The organism is Hydrocarboniphaga sp. (genome assembly GCF_965279055.1).
Lineage (GTDB): Bacteria > Pseudomonadota > Gammaproteobacteria > Nevskiales > Nevskiaceae > Hydrocarboniphaga.
This window is the reverse complement of record NZ_OZ257125.1, coordinates 188,914-208,765: the sequence shown is the minus strand read 5'-3', so window position 1 is coordinate 208,765 and position 19,852 is coordinate 188,914. Positions and strand designations below refer to the sequence as shown.

The 19,852-nt window shown below is 66.1% G+C and carries 21 protein-coding genes; 7 read left to right on the top strand and 14 right to left on the bottom strand.

Translation table 11 applies throughout. The features are described from left to right. Position 1 precedes the first annotated feature (1 nt). Entirely contained in the window at positions 2-637 is a 636-nt protein-coding gene (pdeM, locus tag ACQZF9_RS01030; protein WP_428311422.1) for a ligase-associated DNA damage response endonuclease PdeM, read from the top strand. Between the two features lie 107 nt (positions 638-744). Beyond that, complete coding sequence (locus ACQZF9_RS01025) at positions 745-1,488, top strand: hypothetical protein (protein ID WP_428311421.1); 744 nt, start codon at positions 745-747, stop codon at positions 1,486-1,488. A gap of 45 nt (positions 1,489-1,533) precedes the next feature. Here the strand turns inward: ACQZF9_RS01025 and ACQZF9_RS01020 are convergent, their stop codons facing one another. Continuing rightward, positions 1,534-2,184 (bottom strand): hypothetical protein, encoded by a 651-nt coding sequence (locus ACQZF9_RS01020; RefSeq protein WP_428311420.1) that lies wholly within the window; start codon positions 2,182-2,184, stop codon positions 1,534-1,536. Positions 2,185-2,236: 52 nt separating this feature from the next. Continuing rightward, positions 2,237-2,797 carry a TetR/AcrR family transcriptional regulator gene (locus tag ACQZF9_RS01015; protein ID WP_428311419.1) on the bottom strand — a complete coding sequence of 187 codons (561 nt, stop codon included), beginning with the start codon at positions 2,795-2,797 and terminating at the stop codon, positions 2,237-2,239. A gap of 136 nt (positions 2,798-2,933) precedes the next feature. On the opposite strand from ACQZF9_RS01015, the gene ACQZF9_RS01010 reads away from it, so the two are divergent. Further along, complete coding sequence (locus tag ACQZF9_RS01010) at positions 2,934-4,106, top strand: thiolase family protein (RefSeq protein WP_428311418.1); 1,173 nt, start codon at positions 2,934-2,936, stop codon at positions 4,104-4,106. 129 nt (positions 4,107-4,235) lie between these two features. Here ACQZF9_RS01010 and maiA read toward each other — a convergent pair whose 3' ends face one another. The 5 genes from maiA to hppD all read right to left on the bottom strand — a co-directional run bounded on the left by maiA (position 4,236) and on the right by hppD (position 9,276). Further along, entirely contained in the window at positions 4,236-4,892 is a 657-nt protein-coding gene (maiA, locus tag ACQZF9_RS01005; RefSeq protein ID WP_428311417.1) for a maleylacetoacetate isomerase, read from the bottom strand. Then, positions 4,889-5,911: a fumarylacetoacetate hydrolase family protein gene (locus ACQZF9_RS01000; protein ID WP_428311416.1), complete on the bottom strand. Its 1,023-nt coding sequence runs from the start codon at positions 5,909-5,911 to the stop codon at positions 4,889-4,891. Before ACQZF9_RS01000 ends, maiA begins: the two co-directional genes overlap by 4 nt. Next, positions 5,908-7,056 (bottom strand): homogentisate 1,2-dioxygenase, encoded by a 1,149-nt coding sequence (locus ACQZF9_RS00995; protein ID WP_428311415.1) that lies wholly within the window; start codon positions 7,054-7,056, stop codon positions 5,908-5,910. The genes ACQZF9_RS01000 and ACQZF9_RS00995 overlap by 4 nt, the downstream gene beginning before the upstream one ends. 142 nt (positions 7,057-7,198) lie before the next feature. Beyond that, entirely contained in the window at positions 7,199-8,041 is an 843-nt protein-coding gene (gene phhA, locus ACQZF9_RS00990) for a phenylalanine 4-monooxygenase (protein WP_428313491.1), read from the bottom strand. A 137-nt stretch (positions 8,042-8,178) separates the two neighbouring features. Further along, positions 8,179-9,276 (bottom strand): 4-hydroxyphenylpyruvate dioxygenase, encoded by a 1,098-nt coding sequence (gene hppD, locus ACQZF9_RS00985; protein ID WP_428311414.1) that lies wholly within the window; start codon positions 9,274-9,276, stop codon positions 8,179-8,181. Positions 9,277-9,369: 93 nt separating this feature from the next. Here hppD and ACQZF9_RS00980 point away from each other — a divergent pair, with 93 nt between their 5' ends. Further along, on the top strand, positions 9,370-9,870 hold the full coding sequence (locus ACQZF9_RS00980) for an Lrp/AsnC family transcriptional regulator (RefSeq protein ID WP_428311413.1): 501 nt from the start codon (positions 9,370-9,372) through the stop codon (positions 9,868-9,870). Between the two features lie 108 nt (positions 9,871-9,978). On the opposite strand, the gene ACQZF9_RS00975 is transcribed toward ACQZF9_RS00980, so the two are convergent. Genes ACQZF9_RS00975 through ACQZF9_RS00965 form a run of 3 tightly spaced genes read right to left on the bottom strand, consistent with a single transcriptional unit; the run spans position 9,979 to position 12,096 of the window. Beyond that, the gene (locus tag ACQZF9_RS00975; RefSeq protein WP_428311412.1) at positions 9,979-10,368 is read right to left on the bottom strand and encodes a hypothetical protein; all 390 of its coding nucleotides are present in this window, start codon (positions 10,366-10,368) and stop codon (positions 9,979-9,981) included. Between the two features lie 19 nt (positions 10,369-10,387). Then, complete coding sequence (locus ACQZF9_RS00970; RefSeq protein ID WP_428311411.1) at positions 10,388-11,173, bottom strand: ABC transporter permease; 786 nt, start codon at positions 11,171-11,173, stop codon at positions 10,388-10,390. Beyond that, positions 11,170-12,096, bottom strand: coding sequence for an ABC transporter ATP-binding protein (locus ACQZF9_RS00965; protein ID WP_428311410.1), 927 nt, complete (start codon positions 12,094-12,096; stop codon positions 11,170-11,172). Before ACQZF9_RS00965 ends, ACQZF9_RS00970 begins: the two co-directional genes overlap by 4 nt. A 263-nt stretch (positions 12,097-12,359) precedes the next feature. Here ACQZF9_RS00965 and ACQZF9_RS00960 point away from each other — a divergent pair, with 263 nt between their 5' ends. Continuing rightward, positions 12,360-12,749 carry an HU family DNA-binding protein gene (locus tag ACQZF9_RS00960; protein ID WP_428311409.1) on the top strand — a complete coding sequence of 130 codons (390 nt, stop codon included), beginning with the start codon at positions 12,360-12,362 and terminating at the stop codon, positions 12,747-12,749. A 157-nt stretch (positions 12,750-12,906) separates the two neighbouring features. Further along, the gene (locus tag ACQZF9_RS00955; RefSeq protein ID WP_428311408.1) at positions 12,907-14,970 is read left to right on the top strand and encodes a M13 family metallopeptidase; all 2,064 of its coding nucleotides are present in this window, start codon (positions 12,907-12,909) and stop codon (positions 14,968-14,970) included. 125 nt (positions 14,971-15,095) lie between these two features. Here ACQZF9_RS00955 and ACQZF9_RS00950 read toward each other — a convergent pair whose 3' ends face one another. From ACQZF9_RS00950 to ACQZF9_RS00935, 4 genes are all read right to left on the bottom strand, one after another. Next, a complete protein-coding gene (locus ACQZF9_RS00950; RefSeq protein ID WP_428311407.1) occupies positions 15,096-15,608 on the bottom strand; it encodes a DUF1697 domain-containing protein in 513 nt (170 codons plus the stop codon). A 15-nt stretch (positions 15,609-15,623) separates the two neighbouring features. Further along, complete coding sequence (locus tag ACQZF9_RS00945; RefSeq protein WP_428311406.1) at positions 15,624-16,364, bottom strand: DUF2461 domain-containing protein; 741 nt, start codon at positions 16,362-16,364, stop codon at positions 15,624-15,626. Positions 16,365-16,443: 79 nt separating this feature from the next. Next, positions 16,444-17,223: a hypothetical protein gene (locus ACQZF9_RS00940; RefSeq protein WP_428311405.1), complete on the bottom strand. Its 780-nt coding sequence runs from the start codon at positions 17,221-17,223 to the stop codon at positions 16,444-16,446. Positions 17,224-17,287: 64 nt separating this feature from the next. Further along, positions 17,288-18,766: a DUF5666 domain-containing protein gene (locus ACQZF9_RS00935; protein WP_428311404.1), complete on the bottom strand. Its 1,479-nt coding sequence runs from the start codon at positions 18,764-18,766 to the stop codon at positions 17,288-17,290. A 188-nt stretch (positions 18,767-18,954) separates the two neighbouring features. On the opposite strand from ACQZF9_RS00935, the gene ACQZF9_RS00930 reads away from it, so the two are divergent. Beyond that, positions 18,955-19,851, top strand: a complete 897-nt coding sequence (locus tag ACQZF9_RS00930; protein WP_428311403.1) for a hypothetical protein — start codon at positions 18,955-18,957, stop codon at positions 19,849-19,851. Position 19,852: the final 1 nt, after the last annotated feature.

Sequence of the window (19,852 nt, the reverse complement as noted above, 5' to 3'; positions counted from 1 at the left end):
CATGCAGGTCACGCTCGCCGGCGAGAGCCTGCTGCTGGATCGCGATCGCGCGATGTTCTGGCCGCGCAGGCGCACGCTGATCGTCGCCGACGTGCATCTGGGCAAAGGCAGCGCGTTCCGTCGCGCCGGCGTCGCGATTCCCAGCGGATCGACCCGCGATGATCTCGAGCGGCTGTCGGCGCTGATCGAGACTTATGCCGCCGAACGCCTGCTGGTGCTCGGCGATCTGTTCCACGCGCCGTTGCTCGCCAGCGAGCCCTGGTTGGACGATGTCGACGCTTTCCGGCTGCGCCATTCACAGCTGGATATCAGCGTGATTCGCGGCAACCACGATCGCGTCGACGGCGTGCCGCAACGCTGGCGGCTGAACTGGCAGGTGCAACTGAGCGAGCCGCCATTGCTGTTCATGCACGACGCGCAGCCCTCGTCGCTGGGCCATGCGCTCGGCGGCCATCTGCATCCGGTGACGAGCTTGCGCAGCGGCGGCGATCGGCTGCGCCTGCCGGTGTTCTGGCTGCGTGAACGCGTCGCGGTGCTGCCGTCTTTCGGTGCGTTCACCGGTGGCTACCCGATTCGCGCCGAGGCAGGCGATCGTGTCATCGCGGTGACGCCGGAGCGGCTGATCGCGATCGCCTGAGTTTCCCTTTCACTGAATTTGCACTGAAGCGCGCGGTGGAAGTTCAGATGCAATTCACCGGCGCTGGCCACAGTGGAGTGGCATCAAATCCAAGGAAGGAGAAACTGATGAGTCCACAACTCGAAATCAGCAGCGGCCCTCGGTTCGTCAAACCGGCCATCGTCGGCGTACTGGCGCTGATGTTCGCCGGCGGTATCTACGCGGTGTCGCAAAGCAGCAGCACGATCGAGAAGAAGCCGGCCGAGCCGCAGACGGCGATGGCCGCTGACGGCAGTTCATCGGTCGCGGCCGTGGCCCCGGCGAGCGCGACGACCGAAGCCGCTGCACCGGCGGTCCAGATGAGCGCCGAGGCCGCGCCTGAAGCCGCGATGGCGACACCGCCGGTTGCCGAGCCGGCGATCGCACCGCCGGAACCGGCCGCGCCGCAGCCGAAGGCCAGGCCGGCCGAACCCGCGGACACCGAAGTCGCGGTCAAGGATGAGCAGCCGGATCGCGACGCGGTGCGCCCACCGGCGACGCCGGCCGTCGAGGCGCTGCGTCCGTGGTGGGGGCAGGCCGCCGGCGATGATCGCTTCGGCGTGCAGTACGTCGGCCAGGCGGCCGACCAGCCGACGCTGGTGATCCGCTTCTCGCGCCAGGTGACCAATCCGATGGCGGCGCAGAACATCAAGCTGATCGGCGCCAACGGCCAGCCCGTCGCGGCGAACTGGGCGCAGGGCCAGAGCCCGAACGTGCTCTATGCGCCGAATCTGCAGGCGGGCCGCTACACCGTGGTCATCGATCCGCAGCTGGCCAGCACCGACGGCCAGGCCCTCGGCACGCAGTTGCACGGGCCGACCTACATTCGCTAGTCGCGGCTTCGAGAGGCGGCGGGTCATGACCCGCCGCTTTTCTGGTCAACGATAAACCGGCTCGCGCCCGACGCGGCTCGCGCGCAGCGGCCTCAAGCTCACTTCGGCCGCCGAGCAATGTTCGGCGACAGTGCAGGCCTGGTACTGAAACTCCGCGTCGAAGCAGACACTGACGCCGGCCAGCGAGCGGCCGCGGCAGTCCAGCTGCAGGCTTTCTTCGTTGAGGCCCGGATTGCTGGCGATGAAGGCGCTCTTCACCAGTGCCCGCGACAGCTTCAACGTCTCGGTGACCGCGCCGAACTCCGCCGGCACCACCAAGCGGCGGCTGGCGCGCTCCAGCTGGATGTAATAGCCGGCCGAATCCAGACCGCTGCAGGCGCCTTGTTTCTTCCAGGTCTTCCTGATCTGCGCGCGATTCGGAATCGTCACCATCCAGCGTTCCAGCTCCTCGTCGGACAGCGCATCGTCGCTGCACTCGGGCTTGGCGCCGTCGGCAAAATGCGGCAGCAGGCCATCGACGGTGAAGTAGCGCTCCTCGGTGCACTGCGGCTCCTTGGAGGTCAGGTTGCTTTCGCAGAAATCCGGCGACCACACCAGATGCAGTGTCCATGAATCCGGTGCGGCCTGGCTCGCGCCCGCGGCCGCAAGACCCAGCGCGCAAGCGGCGAAGCGAATCAGAATCGTCTGTCTGGGCATTGCCTGTCTCCCCGGCTTAGTCCGGAGATTGTGCTACGACTCGACGCGCGCGTCAGCCCGGATGATGCAGCCGCGCCGCATTCAGCACTTCGTCCGACAGCGCCTTGGAGCGCACCGCGCGCGATACGATCAGCGCGCCGATCGCGGCGGTATAGCGGGCGATCGCCGCGGCGCGCACTTGCGGCTCGTCGCTGCCCTGGCTGAGCAGGCCGATCATGGTCTCGAAGTTGGCGTCGAAGCGTGCACGCAAGGCCGGCTTGAGCCGGGCCGCGTCCGAGCCCATCGCCGCGAATACGCAGCCGCTGGCCGGCTGGTCGCGGTGCACGTCGCTGAGATAGCGCGACATCAGCACGTCGCGGCGCCGTTCCGGATCGCTGATCTCCACGGTGGCCGCCAGCGAGGCCAGGGACTGTTCGAAGGCGGCGTCGATCGCCTCGGCGACCAGCGCGTCCTTGGATTCGAAGTGGGCGTAGAAGCCGCCGTGGGTCAATCCGGCTTTCTTCATCAGCGCGGCGACGCCGATACCGTCGACGCCGTGTTTGCGGAACGCCGCCGCCGCGTTCTTGACGATGCGCGCGCGGGTTTCGGATTTGTGGGTGTCGGAATAGCGCATGGCGGCGAACCTCAATATGACCATTGACATTCTAAGACGGCGAGCGCCCAACGTCACTTGAAGTTTATTTTATGACGACCATAATATTCTGCGTGCCGAAGCTCGGCAACCAATTCTCATCCAGCAGGAGCCGCTGATGACTCAAGCCGCCAGTACCCAAGCCGTCATTGCCGCCTACGTGCGCACGCCGTTCCACTTCGCCAAAAAAGGCAGGCTCGCCGGCGTACGTCCGGACGATCTGGCCGCGACCGCGGTGCAGGCGCTGATCGAGCGCAGCGGCGTCGATCCGCGCGCGGTCGAAGACCTGCTGATGGGCTGCGCCTATCCCGAGGCCGAGCAGGGCAGCAACATCGCGCGCATCGCCGCTCTGCTCGCCGGCCTGCCGCAAACCAGCGGCGGCGCGACCATCAACCGTTTCTGCGGCTCGTCGATGAGCGGCATCCACTACGCGGCCGGGCAGATCGCGATCGGCGCCGGCGACGTCTTCGTCTGCGGCGGCGTCGAGTCGATGTCGCGCGTGCCGATGGGCGGCTTCAACGCCGCGCCGAATCCGCGCTTCAAGGCCGCCGACCGGCCGGACGCGGAGTTCATGACCGAGGCCTATATCCCGATGGGCCACACTGCCGAAAACGTCGCCGCGAAATACCGGATTTCGCGCGAGGAACAGGACGCGTTCGCCTACGCCTCGCAGCAGAAAGCCGCGGCCGCGCAGGCTGCCGGCAAACTCGCAGCCGAACTGGTGGCGGTGAACACCGCGGACGGTGTCGTCGATGTCGACGGCTGTCTGCGCCCGCAGACCACGCTGGAAGGCCTGGCCGCATTGAAGCCGGCATTCGGCGCCGACGGCACGGTCACCGCCGGCACCGCCTCGCCGCTGACCGACGGCGCCGCCGCGGTGCTGGTCTGCTCCGAGGACTACGCGCGTCGCAACGGCCTGCAGATGCTGGCGCGGATTCGCAGCGTCGCCGTCGCCGGCTGCGCGCCGGAAATCATGGGCATCGGCCCGGTGCCGTCGACGCTGAAAGCGCTGGCGCGCGCGCGACTGAGCGCCCGCGATATCGACATCGTCGAAATCAACGAGGCTTTCTCCAGCCAGAGCATCGCCTCGCTGCGCGAGCTGAAGATCGACACCCGCCGCGTCAACCTCGACGGCGGCGCGATCGCGATCGGCCACCCGCTAGGCGCCACCGGCGCCCGCATCACCGGCAAGGCCGCGCAATTGCTGCATCGCGAAGGCGCACGCTACGCGCTGGCGACGCAGTGCATCGGCGGTGGGCAGGGCGTGGCGACGATACTGGAGCGCATTTGACTTCCAACCCTCTCCCCTTGCGGGAGAGGTTGGCCCGAAGGGCCGGGAGAGGGGTTCTGCTGGCGGGGCTCGCTACCCCTCTCCGGTCGCTACGCGACACCCTCTACCACAAGGGGAGAGGGAAAATATTCACTCCGCGTCGGGCTGATTCTCGGGCACGGCGCGACGGAAAGCATCGAGCTTCGACGCCTCGTCGGCGATGCGCACGATCGTCGGATACGCTGCCAGCGGCAGCTCGAAACGCCGCGCGTTGTAGACCTGCGGCACCAGAAAGATGTCGGCGATCGTCACGTTTTCGCCGAAGCAGTAGCGACCGGTGTGCGGATCGCCGGCGAGACGCCTTTCCAGCGCGGCAAAACCGGCGTGCAGCCAGTGATGCATCCACGCCAGGCGCTGCGCGTCGTCGATGTTGAACTGCAGCCGCAGCTGATCGAGCACGCGCAGATTGTTCAGCGGATGAATGTCGCAGGCGATCTGCAAGGCGATCGCGCGCACGTAGGCGCGGTCATTGGGATGCCAGGGCAGGATCGGCGGCTGCGGATGCTTGTCTTCGAGGTACTCGATGATCGCCAGCGACTGCGTGTACAGCTCGCCGTCGTCGGCCAGCGCCGGCACCAGGCCCTGGGGATTGATCGCGCGATACGCCTCGCGGTGCTGGTCGCCGCCGTCGCGCGTCAGGTGCAGCGGCCGCTGCTCGTAAGGCAGGCCCTTGATGTTCAGCGCGATGCGCACGCGGAACGCGGCCGAGCTGCGGTAATAGTCGTACAGTGCGGTCGTCGGGCTCATCTAGCGGCTTCCGGTGCGGCGACCGTCTGGTCGATCGCGCCGAAGATACTGCTTCCCCGCGCGTCGAGCATTTCGATGCGCACGCGGTCGCCGTGCTGCAGGAACCGCGTCTGCGGCTGGCCGCCACGCAAGGTCTCGACCGTGCGCAGCTCGGCCAGGCAGGAATAGCCGACGCCGCCCTCGCCCACCGGCCGCCCGGCGCCGCCGTCGGCATCGCGATTGCTGACGGTGCCGCTACCGACGATCGTGCCGGCGCCCAGCGGCCGGGTTTTCGCCGCGTGCGCGATCAGGGTCGGGAAATCGAAGGTCATGTCGACGCCGGCATCGGGCCTGCCGAAAGCCGCGCCGTTGAGCGCGCTGAGCAGCGGCAGGTGCAGGCGACCGCCGTCCCAGGCCGCGCCGAGTTCGTCCGGCGTCACCGCCACCGGCGAGAACGCCGACGAGGGCTTGGACTGCATGAAACCAAAGCTCTTGGCGAGCTCGTTCGGGATCAGGTTGCGCAGCGAAACATCGTTGACCAGCATCAGCAGGCGCACCGCGTTGCGCGCCGTCTGCGCATCACTGCCGAGCGCGACGTCGCCGGTGATCACCGCGATCTCGGCCTCGAAGTCCGCGCCCCAGGCTGTGTCGGCCAGCGGGATGTTGTCGCGCGGCGCCAGGAAGGCATCGCTGCCGCCCTGGTACATCAGGGGATCGGTCCAGAAGCTCGCCGGCATCTCGGCGCCGCGCGCCTTGCGCACCAGCTCGACGTGATTGACGTAAGCGGAGCCGTCCAGCCACTGGTAAGCGCGCGGCAGTGGCGACAGGCAGTCGGCCTCATTGAACGGCGCGAAGCCCGCGGCGGATTTGCCGTTGATGCGATCCGACTGCTGCTGCAGCAGCGGCTCGACTTCGTCCCAGCGATCCAGCGCCTGCTGCATCGTCGACACGACAGCAGCCGGCATGCAGACGCTGAGGTCGCGCGACACCACCACCAGGCGGCCATCGCGACTGCCGTCGCGCAGTGTGGCGAGCTTCATGCGCCGCTCCCGCTGATGGGTGCCGTACGCCAGGACTGGTGATAGTCCTCGCGCTCGACGCGGCTCGCGGCCGCGCCGACATCGAGCGCATCGCGCGTATCGATCATCACCGCGTATTCCTCGGTCGCCGGCTTGGTCTGCGTCAGCATCCGCGTCAGCGCTTTCGGATGCGGGCCGTGAGTGAAACCGCAGGGATGCATCGTCACCATGCCCGGATGAATGCCGTCGCGCGAGAAGAAGTCGCCGGCGTGGTAGAAAATCACTTCATCAAAGTCGTCGTTGCTGTGAAAGAACGGCACCTTGATCGCGCCCGGATCGGTCTCGAACGGCCGCGGCACGAACGTGCAGATCACGAAGCGATCGGCGACGAAGGTGGTGTGCGCGGACGGCGGCAGATGATAGCGATGCGACATCAGCGGCCGCAGGTCGCGCACGTTGATGCGCACCGGATGCAGCGTGCCGTGCCAGCCTTCGGCGTCCAGCGGATTGAACGGATAGGTCACCGTCGAGATCGCATTGCGGCGCTTGATGCGCACTTTCCACTCGCGCGTCTGCGCACTTTGCTGCTTGAAGGCCTCGTCGATTTTCGGCAGGTCGAACATCGCCGGATCGAAGATCGCGTTCTCGCCGACTAGGCCCTTGTCCGGCAGCCGGTAGCTGCTCTGCGTCGCCTCGATCAGCAGCAAGGTCACCGGCGCGCTGCAATCCAGCCGCCACATCGTGCCGCGCGGCAGCACCACGTAATCGCCGGGCTCGATGCTCAGATGTCCATAGTCGCAGTACAGCTCGGCCTGGCCCTCATGCACGAACAGCAGCTCGTCGCCGTCACCGTTGCGCACCAGATGATCCATCGATGACGGACAGCGCCAGTAGCGGAACTGCACATGCGCGTTGCTCAGCACCTCGCTCGCATCCCAGGGTGAAGGCGCGGCGGCATCGCAGCGCGTCAGGTCGAAGGCGCGCGGCCGCAGCGGGCCTTCCCAGGACGTCCAGCCGGTCGGCGGATGCGGATGCATCATGTGCGTGACCGGGCCGAAGAAGCCGCTCTTGCCCAGTTCGCGCTCGTACAGGCCGTCGGGCAGATCCGCATGCGCCTGACGCGAGGTGCGGCCTTCGGTCGGCGGGCGGTAGATCCATTTGTTCATGCGATGTCTCCAACAAGACTCCGTTCGTCCCGAGTAGACCACGCAGTGGTCGTATCGAGGGATAGGATCGCGGTCTGCTCCCTCGATACGCGGGCAAGGCCCGCTACTCGGGACGAACGGAGCTGGGTCAGGGCTGACGGCTTCACAGCCCGATGATCCGATCACCCGGCCGCGTCTGCGTCGCCGCAATCGCCGGCGCCTTGCGCACGCGCAGCAGCAGTTCGCGCAGATCACCGCGCGTCTGCGAAAACAGCTGCTCGAAGCTGTCGAGCACGAAATAGGTTTGCTGGTAGGCGTCGATGCGATACGCGGTCTGCATCACGCGCTCGACATCGAAGCCGATGCGCAGCGGCTCGGGCGACTCGATGCAGTACACGGTCTCGCCGCCGGAGGACAGGATGCCGGAGCCGAAGGCGCGCAGGCCTTGCGGCGTCCGGATCAGGCCGAACTCGACCATGTACCAGTACAGCCGTGACATCGGCTCGACCGCATCGAGTTCGATCGCCGCCAGGCCCTGGCGGCCGTAGCTCTGCAGGTAGTCGGCGAATACCGGATTGGACAGCAGCGGCACGTGGCCGAAGAAGTCATGGAAGATGTCCGGCTCGACCAGGTAATCGAACTCGTCTTCGCGTCGCAGCCAGACGCTGACCGGGAAGCGGCGCTGCGCCAGGTGCGCGAAGAACACCTCGTTCGGAATCAGCCCCGGCACCGCGACCAGCTCGAAGCCGGTGGCGCGCGCCAAAAGGGCGTTGGCGCGATCGAAGCGCGGGATCTCGTCGGCCATGTCCAGCGCGGTGACGCCGGCGATGAACTCCGGCGCCGCGTAGCGCTCGATCAGCTTCGCCTGGCGTGCATACAGCCGCCGCCACAGCACCTGGTCGGCCTCGGTATAGCGTGCGTAATCCTGGCGCACGCTGTAATCGGCGGCGCATTGCGCGTAGTCACCGCGCAGCTGGCAGGCGCCTTCGATCTTGAACGGATTCACCGCCTTCAATAGCCCCTCTCCCTCCGGGAGAGGGGTTGGGGTGAGGGCCTCGACGTTCGCGCGTCCCTGCGACGCCCTCATCCGCCCCTTCGGGGCACCTTCTCCCGAAGGGAGAAGGGATTCAAGCTCCGAAGTTTTCACGACTCGCTCAGCGAACCGCGGCGGATCTGGTCGCGTTCCATGCTCTCGAACAGCGCCTTGAAATTGCCCTCGCCGAAGCCCTCGTCACCCTTGCGCTGGATGATCTCGAAGAAGATCGGCCCGATCTGCGTCTCGGTGAAGATCTGCAGCAGCACGCGGCCTTCGCCGGCGCCATCGATCAGCAGCGCCCGCTTGCGCAGCTCCTCGACGTTTTCATCGTGATGCGGCAGGCGCTCCTTGATACCTTCGTAATAGGTGTCCGGCGGCGGCGCCAGGAACGGCATGCCGAGCGCGCGCAAGCGATCGACGGTGGCGCAGATGTCGTCGGTCGCCAGTGCGATGTGCTGGATGCCTTCGCCGCGATAGGCCTGCAGATACTCGGCGATCTGGCTGCGGTCGTCGGCGCTTTCGTTGATCGGGATGCGCAGCTTGCCGCAGGGGCCGGTCATCGCCTTGGACGCCAGGCCCGTGTGCTTGCCTTCGATGTCGAAGTGGCGGATTTCGTGAAAGTTGAACAGGCGCTCGTAATACTCGGCCCAGACCGCCATGCGGCCGCGCTCGACGTTGTGAGTCAGGTGATCGATCTCGGTCAGGCCGACACCGCGCGGATGGCGGTCGACACCGGGCAGGAAGCGGAAATCGACGTCGTAGATCGACTCGTCACGGTCGTCGCGTTGATAGCGGTCGACCAGGTACAGCGGCGCGCCGCCGATGCCCTCGATCGCCGGAATGCGCAGTTCCATCGGCCCGACCGGGCCGTCGATCGGCGTCGCACCGCGGCGCACCGCCTCTTCGAACGCGAAGCGCGCATCGCGCACGCGGAACGCCATCGCACAGGCCGAGGGACCGTGATCCTCGGCGAAGTTCGAGGCCAGTGACTGCGGCTCGCCGTTCAGGATGAAATTGATGTTGCCCTGGCGGTACAGCGCGACGCGCTTGGAGCGGTGCTCGGCGACGCGGCTGAAACCCAGCGCGCGGAACAAGGGATCGAGCACGCTCGGATCCGGCGCGGTGAATTCGACGAACTCGAAGCCGTCGGTGCCGAGCGGGTTGCGGGTGTCGATGGCCGGGGTCGCCTGAGTCGGGTTCTGCATGAGGGTTCTCCAATCCTTATACAGACAATCTTAGGGATGCAATCGACGAATGTGCTATCAATGTAGCCAGCTTTATGCGCCTTTGGAGCAACTTTGGCAAAGAAAAAGGAAGAAGCACGCAATATTATTGCGAACGGCTTCGATCGGCTCGACAACCGCATCCTCGATGCCCTGGCCCGGGACGCGCGCATCTCCAATGTCGCGCTGGCCGAGCAGATCGGCCTGTCGCCGGCGGCCTGCCTGCGCCGCGTCAAGCAACTCGAAGAACGCGGCGTGCTCAGCGGCTACACGACGATGATCCATCGCAAGACGCTGGGGCTGAACGTCGAGGCCTTCGTACAGATCAGCCTGGAACGGCAGACGGCCGACAATGTCGACCGCCTGCACGCCGCGATCAGCGGCCTGCCGGAAGTGCGCGCCTGCTACCTGATGACCGGCAGCGTCGACTACCTGCTGCACATCGTCACCACCGATCTCGACGCCTACGCCGAGCTGATGTCGCACAAGCTGCTGGTGCTGCCCGGCATCAAGGACGTGCGCTCCAGCTTCGTGCTCAAGTGCGAGAAGCGCGAGGCGGGGGTATATGTTGTTTAAGCGCGGCCGATGATTCCGCAGCTGTAGGAGCGGATCCCATCCGCGACTGAGACTGCGAGTGCACAGTCGCGGATAGGATCCGCTCCTACAACAGCAGCCAGCACGAACTCAGGTCTCGTCCGGCTCATCCGGCTCGTCGTCCTCGATCTCGCCGGAACGCAGCCGCTCGAGGCGCTCCTGGAACACTTTCAGCAGGCGCTCGCCGTAGCCCTCGTCGAGGATCTGCGCCTCGATCGCGTTGCGCAGCGCGTCGATGTCGAACTCCGGGTGCTCCGGGTCGATGATCTCCTCGACGTCGCCGACCGCCTTGGGCCAGTTCTCGTCGATCAGCAGCATCGCCGGCGTGGCACCGTCTTCCAGCGCGAACACGGTGAAGTCGAAACGATGCGAAAAACCGTCCCAGGTCACCCACTGCGGCTCACCGGAATCCAGATAGGTCAGCACGGCTTCCGCCATCACGGCGGCGAATTTTTCGATGTGGCTGTATTCGATGGTCATGGCGTCAATATCCCGAGGGTCAGTTCTTCAGCCGGTAGCCGGTCCTGAAGATCCAGGCGATCGTGCCCAGGCAGATCAGCATGAACAGCAGGGTCATGCCCAGGCTGATCCCGACACTGACATCGGCGATGCCAAAAAAGCTCCAGCGGAAGCCGCTGATCAGATAGACCACCGGATTGAACAGCGCCACTTGTCGCCACAGCGGCGGCAGCATGCTGATCGAATAGAAGCTGCCGCCGAGGAAGGTCAGCGGCGTGACGATCATCATCGGCACGATCTGCAGCTTTTCGAAACCGTCGGCCCAGACGCCGATGATGAAGCCGAACAGGCTGAAGGTGACCGCGGTCAGCACCAGGAAGCCGAGCATGTAGATCGGATGCGCGATCTCGTAGGCGACGAACAGCCGCGCGGTGATCAGAATAAGCACCCCGAGAATGATCGACTTGCTCGCCGCCGCGCCGACATAGCCGAGCACGATCTCGACGAACGACACCGGCGCCGACAGCACCTCGTAGATGGTGCCGGTGAACTTGGGCATGTAGATGCCGAAGCTGGCGTTACTGATGCTCTCGTTGAGCAGCGACAGCATGATCAGGCCGGGGATGATGAAGGCGGCGTAGCTGACGCCGTCGACCGCGCCCATGCGCGAGCCGATCGCGGCGCCGAACACGATGAAGTACAGCGAGGTCGACAGCACCGGCGAGGCGATGCTCTGCATCAGGGTGCGGAAGGTGCGCGCCATCTCGAAGCGATAGATCGCGCGTACCGCGTAGACGTTCAGCGGCCAGCGTATGGGCTTGCTCATGCGCGGCTCCTCACCAGGTTGACGAAGATGTCCTCCAGCGAAGACTCGCTGGAGGCGATGCTCTTGAAATCGATGCCGTGGTCGCTGAGCCGGCGCAGCAGCGCGGCGATACCGGTCTGCTCGCCCTGCGCGTCGAAGGTATAGGTCAGCGCGCTGCCGTCGGCCGACAGCTCCAGCGGATACGCGGCGAACTCGGCCGGGACCGCCGCCAGCGGCGCCTGCAGCTGCAGCGTCAGCTGCTTCTTGCCGAGCTTGGCCATCAGCTCGGCCTTGTCCTGCACCAGGATGATCTCGCCCTTGCTGATCACGCCGATGCGGTCGGCCATCTCCTCGGCCTCCTCGATGTAGTGCGTGGTCAGGATGATGGTCACGCCGCTCTCGCGCAGGCCGCGCACCATCTGCCACATGTCGCGGCGCAGCTCGACGTCGACACCGGCGGAGGGCTCGTCCAGGAACAGGATCTGCGGCTCGTGCGACAGCGCCTTGGCGATCATCACGCGGCGCTTCATGCCGCCGGACAGCGCCATGATCTTGGTGTCGCGCTTGTCCCACAGCGACAGGTCGCGCAGCAGTTTCTCGACAAAAGCCGGGTTCGCCGGCTTGCCGAACAGGCCGCGGCTGAAGCTCACGGTCGCCCAGACGCTCTCGAATGCGTCCGTGGACAACTCCTGCGGCACCAGGCCGATCTTGGTGCGCGCCAGCCGGTACTCGCGGGCGATGTCGTGGCCGTCGGCGGTCACGCTCCCAGAAGTGGGATTAACGATGCCGCAGATCACGCTGATCAGCGTGGTTTTCCCGGCGCCGTTGGGCCCGAGCAGCGCAAAGATTTCGCCGCGGCGGATTTCGAGATCGATGTTCTTCAGCGCGTGATGACCCGATGCGTAGGTCTTGGTCAGCGCCTTGACGGTGATGATGGGCTGCAAGCGTCTCCTCCTCGGTGAGCCTCGCCGGATCGCGTCCCGCCGCGGCATTCGCGCAGCGCGTGGACGACTCGGCGCGGCGGATTATGACCGATAGATCGGCGCGCACTTGCACGAATCAAGCGGAAAACTGCAGTTTTTTTCGGCTATGGGCTTGGCGCGGCGCAGCGCTTGCCCTACATTCCACGCTGCCGTGCCGTTTGCGGCTACAAGAAACGCCCGAAGGCAGTACTTACATTCCACGTATAGAGGACTACAAAACCACTATGGCCACCAAGAAAGTCGCAAAGAAGAAGGCTCCGGCAAAGGCCCCCGCCAAGGCTGCCAAGCCGGTCGCTGCCAAGCCGATCAAGGAATCGCTGAGCAAGACCGGCCTGACGGCACATCTCGCCGAAGCCACCGGCCTGGCCACCAAGGAAGTCCGCTCCGTGCTCGCCGCGCTCGAAACCGCCGTGCACTCGTCGATCAGCAAGAAGGGCGCGCGTTCGTTCACGCTGCCGGGCCTGCTGAAGATCAGCGCCACCGCCGTTCCGGCCAAGCCGAAGCGCAAGGGCATCAACCCGTTCACCAAGGAAGAGCAGTGGTTCGCCGCCAAGCCGGCCTCGGTGAAGGTCAAGGTCCGTCCGCTGAAGAAGCTCAAGGACGCCGCGGCTTAAACCGCGTAGCGACGCAGCGCGCGCGGGTCGGCACGCGCTGCGGTCGCCCGCTTCAAAAGCCCGAAGGGGCACGGTGGTCGCCAAACGACCTTGCCGTGCCCCTTTCGGCTTTCTGCCGCCGCAACAGCGCACCATCCAGGGCCACGCGGGAAAACCGATGAACATCAAAGCAGCGCTTGCAGCGGCGACACTGACGCTCTTCATCAGCGCAGCGGCGACAGCCGCGGCGCCCACGCCCAGCGAAGCGCCACTGAGTGCGTTGCCGTACACGCCGAGCCTGGATCTGCAGGCGATGGACGCAACGGCGAATCCCTGTGAGGACTTCTATCAATATGCCTGCGGCGGCTGGATCAGGAACAATCCGATCCCGTCCGACCAGGCGAGCTGGAGCGTCTACGGCAAGCTCTACCAGGACAACCAGCGTTTTCTGTGGGGCATACTCGACGGCCTCGCCAACAACGGCGCCGCGGCCAGCGGCGCGCAGCGCAAGCTCGGCGACTACTTCGCCGCCTGCATGGACGAGGGCGCGATCGAGAAACTCGGCGCTGCGCCGCTGGCGCCCGCGCTGGCGCAGATCGCCGCGCTGAAATCGAACCAAGATCTGCCCGCCCTGCTCGCCGGATTGCACATGAGCCTGGCCGACGACGGCCTGTTCTTCGGCTTCGGTTCCGGCCAGGACTACGGCGATGCCTCGCAGGTGATCGCTTCCGCCGGCGCCGGTGGTCTCGGCCTGCCGGATCGCGACTACTACACGCGCGGCGACGCCAAATCCAAAAAACTGCGCGAGCAGTATCGCCAGCATGTCGAGAAGATGTTCCTGCTGCTCGGCGACGCGCCGGCTCAGGCCAAGCGCAACGCGGCGACGGTGCTGAAGCTGGAAACCGCGCTGGCCAAGGCCAGCCTGACCCAGGTCGAGCTGCGCGATCCGTACAAGACCTATCACAAGATGGACGCCAAGGCGCTGCAGGCGCTGACGCCGGCGTTCGACTGGAGCACCTACCTGCGCGGCATCGGCCTCGGCGGCACCGATACCTTCAACGTCTCCGAGCCGAAGTTCTATCAGGCGCTGAACCAGCAATGGACCGCCACGCCGGTCGCCGACGTGAAGACCTATCTGCGCTGGCATGTGGCACATGCGCAGGCCGACTATCTGTCCAGCGCCTTCGTCGACGAAAATTTCGCGTTCTTCCGCAAGACGCTGCGCGGCGTGCCGGTACTCAAGCCGCGCTGGAAGCGCTGCGTCGCGCTGGTCGACGCGCAACTCGGCGAGTCGCTGGGCCAGGAGTTCGTCAACCGCAGCTTCAGCCCGCAGCTCAAGGCGGACACGCTGAAGATGGCCAAGCAGGTCGAGCAGGCGATGCGCGAAGATCTCGATCAGCTGAGCTGGATGAGCGACCAAACCAAGAAGAAGGCCGTCGAAAAGCTGTCCACGATCGTCAACAAGATCGGCTACCCGGACAGCTGGCGCGACTACTCGGCGCTGACCATCGCGCGCGACGACTTTGCCGGCAACGTCGTACGTGGCAACCGGTTCGAGACGCAGCGCCAGCTCGACAAGATCGGCAAGCCGCTGAACCGCGGCGAATGGGGCATGACGCCGCCGACCGTCAACGCTTACTACGACCCGCAGATGAACGACATCAACTTCCCCGCCGGCGTGCTGCAGCCGCCGCTGTACGACGCGAAAATGGATGCGGCGCCGAACTACGGCAACACCGGCAGCACCATCGGCCACGAGTTGACGCATGCCTTCGACGACGAAGGCCGCCAGTTCGACGCGCAGGGCAATCTCAAGGACTGGTGGACGCCGGCCGACGCCAAGGCCTTCGAGGAGCGCGCGCAGTGCGTGGTCGACCAGTACTCGCACTACGTGGTGGTCGACGACATCCGGATCAACAGCAAGCTCAGCGAAGGCGAAGACCTGGCCGATCTCGGCGGCCTGGTGCTCGGCTGGATGGCCTGGCAGGCGGAGACCGCCAACCAGCGCCTGCGCCCGGTCGACGGCCTGAATCCGGATCAGCGCTTCTTCATCGGTTACGCGCAATGGGCCTGCGAAAACAGCCGCCCGGAAAACCTACGCGCCAATGCGCTGACCGATCCGCATTCACCCGGCAAATACCGCGTGAATGGCCTGATGGTGAACATGCCGGAGTTCCAGGCCGCGTTCTCGTGCAGGGCCGGCCAGGCGATGGTCAGCGCCAAGCGTTGCCGAGTCTGGTAGCGCTGCTGCGTCCCTCGATACGGCTCGCGAGCGAGCCTGCTCGGGAGGAACGGGTTCTGGATGTCGCGGCTTGATCCCGCTCCTCGCGAGTAGCCGCTGCAGCGGCGTATCGAGGGACGCACCGCTCAGCGAGCCGCCGCCATTTCCGCGAGCTTCGCCACCGTATTGATATTGCGCCCGGTGCCGTTCTTCGTCGCCGCGATCTTGAGCTTGGAATCCGCCATGCCGTCGCCGTAATGCACGTAGATTTCGCGCGTGCCAAGCTCGATCTGCTCGCCGTCGAGATGGGTCACGCCCTGCAAGGTATCCGTCGGCGGCGCGGCATCGAGAAAGATCGCGACGACGCGATTCGGCGCCGCCTTCGGGAACGGATTTGCCGCGAGTACCGCGGCCATTTCCGCCGCGGTGCGGACCATCACGCCCACCGGCTTGCCGGCGTACTCAGCCAGCGCCGCTTCGAGCATCGCCTTGACCTTCGCTTCGCCGAACCGACTGTCGAACACGACGTTGCCGCTGGCGATGTAGGTGCGCACCTTGGCGAAGCCCGCGGCCTCGCACATCGTTTTGAGTGCGGCCATCGACAGCTTGCCGGTGCCGCCGACGTTGACCGCGCGCAGCAGCGCAACATACGAAGTCATGCGGCCGTCATTGCGCTAGAACTCCAGATCGAGCGCGCCGCACAGCCAGTCGTACAGCGGTGCGACGCTGCGATAACGCTTGATCAGCAGCTTGACCAGATCCGCGCTCAGCAGCTCCTCGTCGCTGATCTCGGTGCTGGCGATGAAGTCCTTGCGCTTCAGATCGTCGATCAGCTCGTGCCGGGGATCGTAGCCGCGCGGCGGCCGCGACAGCGCCTCGCCGCCCATGCTCCATTCTTTGGGCAGATGCGGCGCGCGCGTCGCTTCCTTCCAGCTCTTGGGATTGTTCAGCAGGTAGTCGCGGATCAGCTTCAGCGTATCCGGCTGCGGATGCCAGATGCCGCCGCCGATGAAGCTCGCGCCGGGCTGGATGTGCAGGTACAGCACCGGCGCGTCGAGCCGCCCCATGGCCGCGTTGCTGCCTTCGCTGCGCGCCACCGCCTTGGTTGCGGCATGGTGAAAGCTGATGCCGACGTGGGTCTTGTACGGCGTCTTGTCGCCGGAGAAGCGCGTGTCGCGATGAATGCGGAACAGCGAGCCGCCGACCTTCTTCGGGTCGGCGACCAGCTGCGGCGTGATTGTCTGCAGGGGCGCGGCCATGTCGGCGATCAGCCGCAGCGCCGGTTCGCGCACCTGCGCCTCGTAGCGCGCCTTGTTTTCCAGGAACCATTCACGGCTGTTGTTACGCGCCAGCGCGCGCATGAAGCGGAACAGTTCCGGCGTGAAATAGGCGGTCGCCTTGGGCTTGGTCGGCATGCGCAGCGCGGTGTGAACGGGATCGCCGCGATTGTGGAGGGCGCACCGGCGGCCTGCAAACGCCGCCGGTGCGTACGCTTTAGTCGCCGATCGTCTGATGCGGGCAGAGGCCACCGGCGTCGATCGAACCCGACTGCTCGATGATTTTCTCGTCGGCATCCTCACCGACGACCATGCCGATGCGGCCACCGCCGATCACTTCCCACAGCGCCTGGCTGCCACCGGCGCCGCCGCTGAGCAGCGACGCGGTCTCCGGACTGTCGTAGCCGAGCACGACGTCGTTGGTGAAGAACAGCGCCGACGACGGCGTCGCCTGGTAGCAGTAGCGGAAACCCGGTGCCAGCGTGTTGGTCTCGTTGGCGGTCGGCGACGGCTCCATCTGGAACACGCCGCCCTGGGTGCAGTCCTTGCTCTGGATCTTGGCTTTTTTGCTGCTGCCGCGCTGCACCACCATGCTGCCGCCCTTGTCGATCTTCAGGCTCATGTCACCGCTGAGCACGCCGACATCCGGCGTCTTGGTGACGTAGACCGGCGTGGGCTCGTCGGTGATCTGGCCTTTGCCGGCCTTGCCGGTCAGCGTGTAGTTGCGCACCTCGAAGCTGTCGAGTGCGACGTCGTAGCTGACGAAGTCGCCGCGCACCTTCATGATCGCGCCGGCCGGCATCTTGCTCGCCGGCACGCTGAGTTTGTCGCCGGCCTTGTAGGTGGCGAGCTTGCTGCCGCCGCTGAAGATGGTCGCCTTGATCGCGCCGCACTCCTTGCCGGCATGAGCCGCCGGCGACAGCAGCATCGTCAGGCCGACGACGGCGAAAGACAAAATCACGCGGACACGGCGCAGCGAAGAAATATTGAGTTTCATGATGGTTCTCTGATGGATGTTCCGATGGTACGGAGACAGCGGTGCTGCTTTGCAGTGGCCAAGATCAACCATGACCGGGGCCGTCATCGTTGCCACCACCGCTGCCGTGGTCGTCGTCCTGCTCGTTTTCGAGCTCGACTTCGCTGGCGGTCAGCACGCCGCCGGCATAGCTGCCGCGCGCCTTCACCGACGAGCCGATGGCGACCGCCGCGTAGAACTCGGCCTGGCTCAGCGTGACCTCGTTGCGCCGGTACACCGCGTTGGCGGCGTCGACGCTGACGCCGGCGATCTGCAGCTGCTCGCTGTCGGCGTTGAAGGCGCCCAGTGCGCCGCGCACTTCGCTGCGCGTGTCGGCCTTCTCGCGCTCGATGCGCGTCGCCTGCAGTTGCTGGCCGTTGCTGACGAAGCCGACTTCGACCCAGTCGCCGACCGCGAGACCGGCAAACGTGAAGGTCTTGATGTGATCGCGATCGTCCTTGTAGACCGTGGACGAGCTGGCGAACAACGTGGTGCCGAGCAGGCGGATCGTCGAGGCATTGCCGTCGATCGCCTCGATCGCCGCGCTGATGCGGCCGTCCGCGCCGCTGGCGGTCTTGAACTCGATCTTGCGCGCCTGCAGCGAGCCGTCACTCTGCAATGCACCTTCGGCTTCGAGCTTGGCACCGACGATCAGATCGGCGGCGCTGCCGCCGGTATAAGCCGTCGTCGACGAGGTGGTCACGGTGACGCCGTTGACGACGAAGGAGCCGCCGCCGTTGACGCTGGCGATCAGGCCTTCGACTTCGGCCTCACCCGAGTGATGATCTTCGCCGGCGTCGAAGCCGTGTCGAGCGCGCACCGCGCTGGCATGCAACAGCGCATCCGCTCCGAGCGCGCCGCGCACTTCGACCAGTTGGCCGTTGGCCAGCGTCAGGCTCGCGGGATCGAGCGTCGCCGACGCGTAGTCGATGCCCTGGCTGCCGATGGCGAAGCGCTTCTGCGCCGCATCCAGCGCGGCGATTGCACCGCGCAGCCGCGCTTCACCGGCGCTGTCCTGCTTGCGCACGAAGCTGGCTTCGAGCACGCCGCTCGCCGCATTCGGGAAGCCGCTGACTTCGACGGTGTTGCCGACCGCCAGCAGGTCCAGGCCGGTGATGCCGCTGTAGATCGTCGCGGCCGACACGACCACGGTCTGGCCGAGCGCGACGAAGCGCTGGTTGACCAGGTCGATGCTCTGCACCGGACCACGGATTTCGGAGCCGTAGACGACTTCGCTGGCGCGATGCACGCCGTGATCGTCGACGCTGCCGGCGACGGTGACCACCTGACCGACCGACAGGTCGTCCTGGCCGCCGCCGTGATCGTCGATCTGGAAGCTGGCGCTGGATACGTCGAAGTGCACGCCGTTGACAATCACGCTGCCGAAACCGGTGATCGTGCCTCTCATCACCAGCGCGGTCGGCGCGGTGCCCGTCGCATCGTCGTCACTGCTGCCGCCGCCACCGCCGCAGGCCGCCAGCAGCACCAGGCTGCCCGCCGCGATCACATTGCCGATTGCTTTCATTGGATCTCTCTCGTTTTTTGCGTTCGAATACAGCCCTGGCCGGCGGCGCAGCGCCGCGGCCTCAAACGGAAAACGATCGGCATCGCAGTTTATTCCGCCTCGCCGAAAATAATTTGCAGCGGCCGCGACGCTGTTGCGATGATGGCCGCGCCGGACCGAAACATCGGCCGGACCTGGGGAGAGAAAAAGTGCATCGCTTGAACCGCTGGCGGATCGCCGCCGCATCCATCGTCAGCTTGCTCGGCTCATCGGCCGCCGATGCGGCGACGAGTTGGCAATTCACCACCGGTTCGGAATATTCGACCGGCAAGTTCGGCAGCAGCGCCAGCACCGACGTCGTCGTCGTGCCGTTCTCCGCCAGGCTCAAATGGAACGCCTGGACCCTGCGCGCCTCGGTGCCTTACGTCTATGTGCAGGGCCCGGCCGACGTCACCGTGGTCGTCGACGATCACGGCGGCGGCGACAGCTCGAGCAGCGGCTCGGGCAACAGCGGCAGTGGCAGCAGCAACAGCGGCGGCAGCGACGACGGCAGCGGTGAGACCGAAACCGAGACCGAGACCGAGGATCGCTTCGCCGCCGATCGCAACGTCTCCGGCATCGGTGACGCCAGCCTGGCGTTGAGCTACAGCTTCGACGACATCGCCGGCACGCCGGCGTATCTGGACGTCACCGGCAAGCTGAAGTTCGCGACCGGCAGCGAGAGCCAGGGCCTGGGCGTCGGCGCGACCGACTACGCGGCGCTGTCCGAACTGGGCTGGGACGCCGGCACCGGCGGCGCCTACGTCAACGCCGGCCGGCGCTTTCTCGGCCACTCGTCGACGCTGGATCGCGTCGACGGCTGGCAGGCCGGCGTCGGTGCCTGGATCAATCTCGGCACGCGCATCGAACTCGGCGCCGACTACAGCTGGCGCGATGCCTCGGTCGTCGGCTCGGCCGATCCGAGCGCGCTGGAGGCCACCACGACCTTGCGGCTAACGCCGACCTGGCGTGTGGTCGCGTCGGCGGGCGCCGGCCTGTCCGACGGCAGCCCGGATTTCTTCGGCGGCCTGAGCCTGAGCTGGAACAGCGATGGTGCGCGGCGCTGAG

Bases quoted from the DNA above. Each gene is read 5' to 3' on its own strand.
- pdeM (WP_428311422.1), top strand. From the start codon at position 2: ATGCAGGTCACGCTCGCCGGCGAGAGCCTGCTGCTGGATCGCGATCGC.
- ACQZF9_RS01025 (WP_428311421.1), top strand. From the start codon at position 745: ATGAGTCCACAACTCGAAATCAGCAGCGGCCCTCGGTTCGTCAAACCG.
- ACQZF9_RS01020 (WP_428311420.1), bottom strand. From the start codon at position 2,184: ATGCCCAGACAGACGATTCTGATTCGCTTCGCCGCTTGCGCGCTGGGT.
- ACQZF9_RS01015 (WP_428311419.1), bottom strand. From the start codon at position 2,797: ATGCGCTATTCCGACACCCACAAATCCGAAACCCGCGCGCGCATCGTC.
- ACQZF9_RS01010 (WP_428311418.1), top strand. From the start codon at position 2,934: ATGACTCAAGCCGCCAGTACCCAAGCCGTCATTGCCGCCTACGTGCGC.
- maiA (WP_428311417.1), bottom strand. From the start codon at position 4,892: ATGAGCCCGACGACCGCACTGTACGACTATTACCGCAGCTCGGCCGCG.
- ACQZF9_RS01000 (WP_428311416.1), bottom strand. From the start codon at position 5,911: ATGAAGCTCGCCACACTGCGCGACGGCAGTCGCGATGGCCGCCTGGTG.
- ACQZF9_RS00995 (WP_428311415.1), bottom strand. From the start codon at position 7,056: ATGAACAAATGGATCTACCGCCCGCCGACCGAAGGCCGCACCTCGCGT.
- hppD (WP_428311414.1), bottom strand. From the start codon at position 9,276: ATGCAGAACCCGACTCAGGCGACCCCGGCCATCGACACCCGCAACCCG.
- ACQZF9_RS00975 (WP_428311412.1), bottom strand. From the start codon at position 10,368: ATGACCATCGAATACAGCCACATCGAAAAATTCGCCGCCGTGATGGCG.
- ACQZF9_RS00970 (WP_428311411.1), bottom strand. From the start codon at position 11,173: ATGAGCAAGCCCATACGCTGGCCGCTGAACGTCTACGCGGTACGCGCG.
- ACQZF9_RS00960 (WP_428311409.1), top strand. From the start codon at position 12,360: ATGGCCACCAAGAAAGTCGCAAAGAAGAAGGCTCCGGCAAAGGCCCCC.
- ACQZF9_RS00955 (WP_428311408.1), top strand. From the start codon at position 12,907: ATGAACATCAAAGCAGCGCTTGCAGCGGCGACACTGACGCTCTTCATC.
- ACQZF9_RS00950 (WP_428311407.1), bottom strand. From the start codon at position 15,608: ATGACTTCGTATGTTGCGCTGCTGCGCGCGGTCAACGTCGGCGGCACC.
- ACQZF9_RS00945 (WP_428311406.1), bottom strand. From the start codon at position 16,364: ATGCCGACCAAGCCCAAGGCGACCGCCTATTTCACGCCGGAACTGTTC.
- ACQZF9_RS00940 (WP_428311405.1), bottom strand. From the start codon at position 17,223: ATGAAACTCAATATTTCTTCGCTGCGCCGTGTCCGCGTGATTTTGTCT.
- ACQZF9_RS00935 (WP_428311404.1), bottom strand. From the start codon at position 18,766: ATGAAAGCAATCGGCAATGTGATCGCGGCGGGCAGCCTGGTGCTGCTG.